This window comes from Pseudonocardia tropica (genome assembly GCF_040105315.1).
Lineage (GTDB): Bacteria > Actinomycetota > Actinomycetes > Mycobacteriales > Pseudonocardiaceae > Pseudonocardia > Pseudonocardia alni.
The window spans coordinates 278,130-284,791 of sequence record NZ_JBEDNP010000009.1 but is presented as its reverse complement, the minus strand read 5'-3'; the positions used below and the strand labels follow the sequence as shown (position 1 = coordinate 284,791).

Annotated in this window: 7 protein-coding genes; 4 read left to right on the top strand and 3 right to left on the bottom strand. The window is 71.7% G+C overall.

The window, feature by feature from the left end; translation table 11 throughout:
* Both WHI96_RS17260 and WHI96_RS17255 read right to left on the bottom strand, forming a co-directional pair.
* Positions 1 to 538 (bottom strand): transposase (locus WHI96_RS17260; RefSeq protein WP_349302407.1); only part of this gene is annotated, 538 nt, incomplete at its 3' end.
* Positions 539 to 1,160: 622 nt separating this feature from the next.
* Positions 1,161 to 1,316 (bottom strand): hypothetical protein, encoded by a 156-nt coding sequence (locus tag WHI96_RS17255; protein ID WP_345643068.1) that lies wholly within the window; start codon positions 1,314 to 1,316, stop codon positions 1,161 to 1,163.
* A gap of 282 nt (positions 1,317 to 1,598) precedes the next feature.
* Here WHI96_RS17255 and WHI96_RS17250 point away from each other — a divergent pair, with 282 nt between their 5' ends.
* From WHI96_RS17250 to WHI96_RS17240, 3 genes are all read left to right on the top strand, one after another.
* Positions 1,599 to 3,158, top strand: coding sequence for a Re/Si-specific NAD(P)(+) transhydrogenase subunit alpha (locus WHI96_RS17250; protein ID WP_345643070.1), 1,560 nt, complete (start codon positions 1,599 to 1,601; stop codon positions 3,156 to 3,158).
* 3 nt (positions 3,159 to 3,161) lie between these two features.
* Positions 3,162 to 4,571 (top strand): Re/Si-specific NAD(P)(+) transhydrogenase subunit beta, encoded by a 1,410-nt coding sequence (pntB, locus tag WHI96_RS17245; protein ID WP_345643073.1) that lies wholly within the window; start codon positions 3,162 to 3,164, stop codon positions 4,569 to 4,571.
* Positions 4,572 to 4,665: 94 nt separating this feature from the next.
* Positions 4,666 to 4,815, top strand: coding sequence for a hypothetical protein (locus WHI96_RS17240; RefSeq protein ID WP_345643076.1), 150 nt, complete (start codon positions 4,666 to 4,668; stop codon positions 4,813 to 4,815).
* 116 nt (positions 4,816 to 4,931) lie between these two features.
* Here the strand turns inward: WHI96_RS17240 and WHI96_RS17235 are convergent, their stop codons facing one another.
* A complete protein-coding gene (locus WHI96_RS17235) occupies positions 4,932 to 5,363 on the bottom strand; it encodes an ATP-binding protein (protein WP_345643079.1) in 432 nt (143 codons plus the stop codon).
* A gap of 156 nt (positions 5,364 to 5,519) precedes the next feature.
* Between WHI96_RS17235 and WHI96_RS17230 the strand changes: the two genes are divergently transcribed.
* Positions 5,520 to 6,494 carry an RNA polymerase sigma factor SigF gene (locus WHI96_RS17230; protein WP_345643082.1) on the top strand — a complete coding sequence of 325 codons (975 nt, stop codon included), beginning with the start codon at positions 5,520 to 5,522 and terminating at the stop codon, positions 6,492 to 6,494.
* Positions 6,495 to 6,662: the final 168 nt, after the last annotated feature.

Below are 6,662 nucleotides of genomic sequence, written 5' to 3'. Positions count from 1 at the left end.
CCCGGCCGTCTTCGCGGACCTTCACCGTGAGCGCGTCGACCCACACGAACGTGTACGGGCCCTGGTCGAGCGGGCGCTCGCGGAACGCGGCGACCTGCCCGTCGAGGTGCGTGGCCATCTCGCTGACCTGCGAACGCGACAGCGACTTCACCCCGAGTTGTTCGGCCAGCTTCTCCACCCGCCGGGTGGAGACACCGAGTAGGTAGGCCGTGGCCACGACGGTGACCAGGGCCTGCTCGGCGCGGCGGCGGTGGGTCAGCAGCCAGTCCGGGAAATAGGAGCCCTGGCGCAGCTTCGGCACCGCCAACTCGATCGTGCCCGCTCGGGTGTCCCACTCCCGGGCCCGGTAGCCGTTGCGCTGGTTCGTCCGCTCGCTGCTGCGCTCGCCATAGCCGGCCCCGCACTGCTGATCGGCCTGCGACGACATCAACGCGTTCGCCATCGTCGCGATCATCGTCTGCAACAGATCCGGCGACACACCCGCCGAGGCGAACTCCTCGACAAGCTGGGCAGGGTCCACACTGTGTGGTGCGGCCATCGTGGTGGTCCTTCCTGGAGTTCCTTGGTCGGTACTCGAGAAAGATCACGCGGTGGCCGTCTCACGTCACGACGCCACGCCGCTCACCAGCGACGAACCCGTACACCACCTCCGCGGACGTAACCCTCCGTTCTTCGGCGAGTGTCCAACTGAGTGACAACGGAGTGGTGCGCCGCCGGACGTCCGTGGACTGTCCAGGACACATGAGCAGCACGGATGCCGATATCAGCGCTGGACACCGTCGTCGTATCGGTGCCTGGCAGTCAAGGGGTCAGGGGTTCGAATCCCCTCAGCTCCACCCGATACGAAAAGCCAGGACTCCGGTCCTGGCTTTTTTGTCGGTCCGAAGGGCCGTACTGCCTCGAGGGGCTTCGGCGCCCTCGCATCCCGCTCTGCCGTGCCCGGTGGTCCCGGACGGTGGGCACGACCGCGGCCTGCACCACGACGTGGCTCAGGACGAACGGCAGCATCCGACGTCGCGTCGCGCGGGTGAGCCCCACCCGGCGGACCCGAGCACGAGCAGCAGCACCCCGAGGGCGAACGGCCCGTCACCGGCCGCGACCCCGGCCGCCCGCGTGACGACGAGCCCGAGGACCAGCCCGGCCAGCCGACAGCGGCCTGATCAGCAGAAGGCCGCCGACACCAGGCGGACCGACTTCCGGCCTGCTCCCGGTGGCCGGCGCACGATGCCGACGCCGAGGTCGAGCGGTGCGGCTCCGCCGATCAGCTGCATCGCGGAGACGAACTCGGTGGCCCGGCCGACGCTCTCCTGCGGCATCGCCCGGGCGGCGACGAGAGAGCCGAGAAGCCCCGCGGCGGAGTCGAAGACCGATGTCGGCGTCAGAGCCGGCGGGGCACCGGGCCCACCACCCCTCCCGACGACGGGTCCGCACACCCGATCGTCGCGCTACGCTCCCGCCGGCACTGCCTGCCCGGTCGAAGGGGTGGAATCCCGGCCTGTGACGCAGTCGTGACTGCACACGCCCGGTTCCGGCATTACCTTCCGAAAGGCCCGCGACCAGCGTGAGCGACGGAGCGCGCGCGAGATCGAGGAGAGTGCATGAGCGACAGCCCTGACCCGTCGGGACCGGCGATGCGGATCGGTGTGGCCGCGGAGGCGGAGCCCGAGACCCGCGTGGCGATGAGCCCCGAGACGATCGCGAAGGTCGTCGGCCTCGGTTACGCCGTCACGGTCGAGTCCGGGGCGGGTGCCCGTGCCGGGTTCACCGACGAGGCGTACGCCGAGGCCGGTGCCGACGTCGTCGACGGTCCCGTCTGGGACACCGACATCGTGGTGCGGATCAACGCCCCGCAGCCCGACGAGATCGGCAAGCTGCGCGAGGGGGCCGTGCTGATCGCCATGCTCGCGCCGCGCTTCGAGGCCGAGCGGACCGAGGCGCTCACCGCCCAGGGCGTCACCGCACTGTCGATGGACGCGGTGCCGCGGATCTCGCGGGCCCAGTCGATGGACGTGCTGTCGTCGATGGCCAACATCGCGGGCTACCGGGCGGTGATCGAGGCGGCCCACGTGTTCGGCCGGTTCTTCACCGGTCAGGTCACCGCGGCGGGCAAGGTCCCGCCGGCGAAGGTGCTCGTGGCCGGGGCCGGCGTCGCCGGGCTCGCCGCCATCGCCGCGGCGAACAGCCTGGGTGCGGTCGTGCGGGCCACCGACCCGCGCTCCGAGGTCGCCGACCAGGTGCGGTCGCTCGGCGGCGAGTACCTGGCGGTCGAGGTGGAGCAGGAGGCATCCACCGACGGCTACGCCAAGGCCACCTCGGCGGACTACGACAAGCGCGCGGCCGAGATCTACTCCGAGCAGGCCGCGGACTGCGACATCATCATCACCACCGCACTGATCCCGGGGCGCCCCGCGCCGAAGCTGATCACCGCCGCGGACGTGGCGTCGATGCGCCCGGGGAGCGTGGTCGTCGACATGGCGGCCTCGCAGGGCGGCAACGTCGATGGCTCGGTGGCCGGCGAGGTCGTCGTCACCGACCACGGCGTGACCGTCGTCGGCTACACCGACCTGGCAGCACGGCTGCCCGCGCAGGCCTCGCAGCTCTACGGCACGAACGTGCTCAACCTGCTCAAGCTCATGACCCCGGAGAAGGACGGGCGGCTCGCGCTCGACCTGGACGACACCGTGGTCCGCGGCATCACCACCGCGCACGCGGGGGAGACGCTCTGGCCGCCGCCCGAGGTCAAGGTGAGAGCGGCGCCCGCGGCCCAGCCGGCCGAGGAGCCGACGGAGAAGGAGCCGGAGAAGCAGCGGTCGCCCTACGCGGGGCTCGCCGCCGGGATCCTCGGCGCGCTGGCGCTGTTCGCGGTCACCGCCCTGGCCCCGACCGAGCTCGCCGGGCACCTCACGGTGTTCGTGCTGGCGATCGTCATCGGCTTCTACGTCATCGGCAACGTGCACCACGCGCTGCACACGCCGCTGATGTCGGTCACGAACGCGATCTCCGGGATCATCGTCGTCGGCGCGATCCTGCAGATCGGCACCGGCGGCGACGCCCTGGTCATCGGGCTCGCCGCGGTCGCGGTGCTGCTCGCCGCCATCAACATCGTCGGTGGCTTCGCGGTGACCCGCCGCATGCTGCAGATGTTCACGAGGAGCTGAGCCGTGCAGACGTGGACCACTGCGGCGTACCTGATCGCCGCGATCCTGTTCGTGATCAGCCTCGCCGGGCTGTCGAAGCACGAGACCTCCCGCTCCGGGGTGCTGTTCGGCATCGCCGGGATGACGATCGCGCTGGTCGCCACGGCCGTCGTCGCGCTCGGCCAGGCGTCCGGGCTGGGCGTCGCACTGCTGCTGGTCGCCGTCGTCGTCGGCGGGGCGATCGGGCTCTGGCGGGCCCGCGTCGTCGAGATGACGGGCATGCCCGAGCTCATCGCGCTCATGCACAGCTTCGTCGGCCTCGCCGCGGTGCTGGTCGGCTGGAACGGCTACCTGGAGGTCGAGTCCGGTCACCTGCAGCTCGAGGGCTCGCTGCTGGGCATCCACCACGCCGAGGTCGCCGTCGGCGTCTTCATCGGCGCGGTGACCTTCACCGGCTCGGTGATCGCCTACCTGAAGCTGTCTGCGAAGATCAAGTCGGCGCCGCTGGTGCTGCCCGGCAAGAACGTCCTCAACCTCGGCGCGCTCGTGGCGTTCGCGGTGCTGACGGTGTTCTTCGTGATCTCGCCGCAGGTGTGGATCCTGACCGTGCTCACGGTGCTGGCGCTGCTGCTCGGCCTGCACCTGGTCGCCTCGATCGGCGGCGGTGACATGCCGGTCGTCGTGTCGATGCTGAACTCGTACTCCGGCTGGGCCGCCGCGGCCGCGGGCTTCCTGCTCGGCAACGACCTGCTGATCATCACCGGGGCGCTCGTCGGGTCCTCCGGTGCCTACCTGTCCTACATCATGTGCAAGGCGATGAACCGGTCGTTCATCTCGGTCATCGCCGGTGGCTTCGGGGCCACCTCCTCGGCGGCCGCCGCGGTGGAGGGCGAGCACCGCGAGGTCGACGCCGACGGCGTCGCCGAGCTGCTCGCGAACGCCGAGAGCGTCGTGATCACCCCCGGCTACGGCATGGCGGTCGCCCAGGCCCAGTACCCGGTGGCGGAGCTGACCCGATCGCTGCGCGACGCCGGCGTGAACGTGCGTTTCGGCGTCCACCCGGTCGCGGGGCGGCTCCCCGGGCACATGAACGTGCTGCTCGCCGAGGCCCAGGTGCCCTACGACATCGTCCTGGAGATGGACGAGATCAACGACGATCTCGCCGAGACCGACGTCGTGCTCGTCATCGGGGCCAACGACACGGTCAACCCGGCCGCGTCGGAGGACCCGGCTTCGCCGATCGCCGGAATGCCGGTGCTGCGGGTGTGGGACGCCAAGGACGTCATCGTCTTCAAGCGGTCCATGGCCACCGGGTACGCGGGCGTGCAGAACCCGTTGTTCTTCCGCGACAACACCCAGATGTTGTTCGGCGACGCCAAGGAGCGCGTGCAGGACATCCTGTCCTCGATCAAGAGCCTGACGAAGACGGGCTGACCGGCGGGCGACTTCACCCGGGCGGGGCGCAGGTGTTACCGAGCCGACTCCTGCGCTCCGCTTGCCCGGAACGTCCGGTGGGCACTCTGTGTCCATGAGCGAGAGCAGCACGCAGCACGCGAACACGACCTGGCCCCACCCCGAGAGCGAGCAGGCGCGCCACGACGGGCGCTACACCCCGGTCGCCCGGGCCGGGCACCGCGGACACCGGTCCGACGACCCGTCCTCCTCGATGCGGGACTGACCACCGCACCACCACGCCCGGTCCGCAGCCGGATCGGGCCCGATGAGAACCGGTCGCCGTCACCCGCCCTCGGGCGTGGGGTGCGGCGACCCTGTCGTTCCGGGACCTCGCGCGCCTCAGGACGCGGGGATGCAGAGCCCCGGACAGCGGCCGATCCGGCCCCGGAACGAGACGGTGGTCCCGTCCGGCCCCGGCTCCACCCGTACGTCCTCCGCGACCGCCTCGATCATCCCGATGCCCCGTCCGCGGTGGCCGGGATCGGTGGGTGGGTCGCGCCAGCGCCCGCGGTCGCTGACCTCCATCCGTACCCGGAGCCCCTCGGCCTCACCGCGCAGCAGGACCGTCGCGGCCCCGTCCGAGCCCGCGGCCCCGTAGGCGTGCTCGATGCTGTTCGAGACCGCCTCGTTCACCGCCAGGACGAGGTCCTCCACGGTCGGGCACTGCTGGTCGGTCCCGCACAGCGACGCGAGCCACCTCCCCGTCTCCCGGCGGGAGCGACCTGCCGACCCGGGTTCGACGGGCAGCTCGACACTCAGAGTCGGGGACATGGGAGTGCAGTACCCACCAGGTCGCCGTGCAACTCATCGGAGTGACCGCCGATCGACAGTCGACCAGGTCACGCGAAGTTCGACATGCGCGCCCACGACACCCGGCCTACCGTCGGCCGGTGATGGCAGTCGATCATCGCCGGCCGCGGAGACGGCATGGCTGAGCCGAGCACGCACGCCGGGGGAACCGCGGTGTCGCGCGCCGACGACACGGTGGGGGACCCGGTGGACGGCACGAGCGGCGACTTCGCCGACGGCACGACCGGGCACGTCGCGACCGCGCACACCGGTCCCGGGGACCCGGCGCAGGAGGCCGCCGGACACGGTCCCGGGGACGCGGACACCCGCCCCGACGAATACGCCCACCTCGTCGCGCCCCTGCACGCCTTCGCCGCCGCCGACCCCGACGACCCGGAACGGGAGCGGCTGCGCTCCGAGCTGGCGAGGGGCTTCCACCCGGTGGTCCGGCACATCGCCGGGCGCTACCGGCACCGCGGTGAGCCCGTCGAGGACCTGGAGCAGGTCGGCACGATCGGGCTGCTCAACGCCCTGGACCGGTTCGACCCGGGCCAGGGCACCCCGTTCCTGGCCTACGCCGTCCCCACGATCACCGGGGAGATCCGCCGGTACTTCCGCGACCGCACCTGGTCGATGCGTGTGCCACGGCGGCTCAAGGACATCCAGAGCCGCATGACCCGCGCCCAGGAGGAGCTGGCCTCGCGGCACGGCCGTGCCCCCAAGGTCTCCGAGCTCGCCGAGCACCTCGGCATCAGCCGCGAGGAGGTCATCGAGGGGCTCCAGGCCCAGGACTCCTACCGGTCGGACTCGCTCGACCAGCTCGTCGGCGACACCGACAACCCGCTCGGCGAGATCGTCGGGGGCATCGACGCCGGGATGGACGCGGTCGAGGCCCGCGAGTCGCTGCGCCCCGCCCTGCGCAAGCTCCCCGAGCGGGAGCGGACCATCCTCATGCTGCGGTTCTTCGGCAACCAGACCCAGACCCAGATCGCCGCCCAGGTCGGGCTGTCGCAGATGCACGTGTCGCGGCTGCTCGCCCGGACCCTGGTGACCCTGCGCGGCCACCTCGCCGACGAGCAGACCCACCACGACGGGGTGCCCGAGGCCGGCTGACCCCCGTCCGCTACGACGACCGGGTGGCCGTGGTGGTCCGACCGGGTCAACCCGACCGGTCGTGATCACCTGGCCGTCACCTGCGCGTTTCCTCAGCGGCCTCCCGGGGCACCCTGTCGTGCTCCGCGCGCGCCGTCGCCCGTCCACCGGGCCGCGGTGCCGCGCATC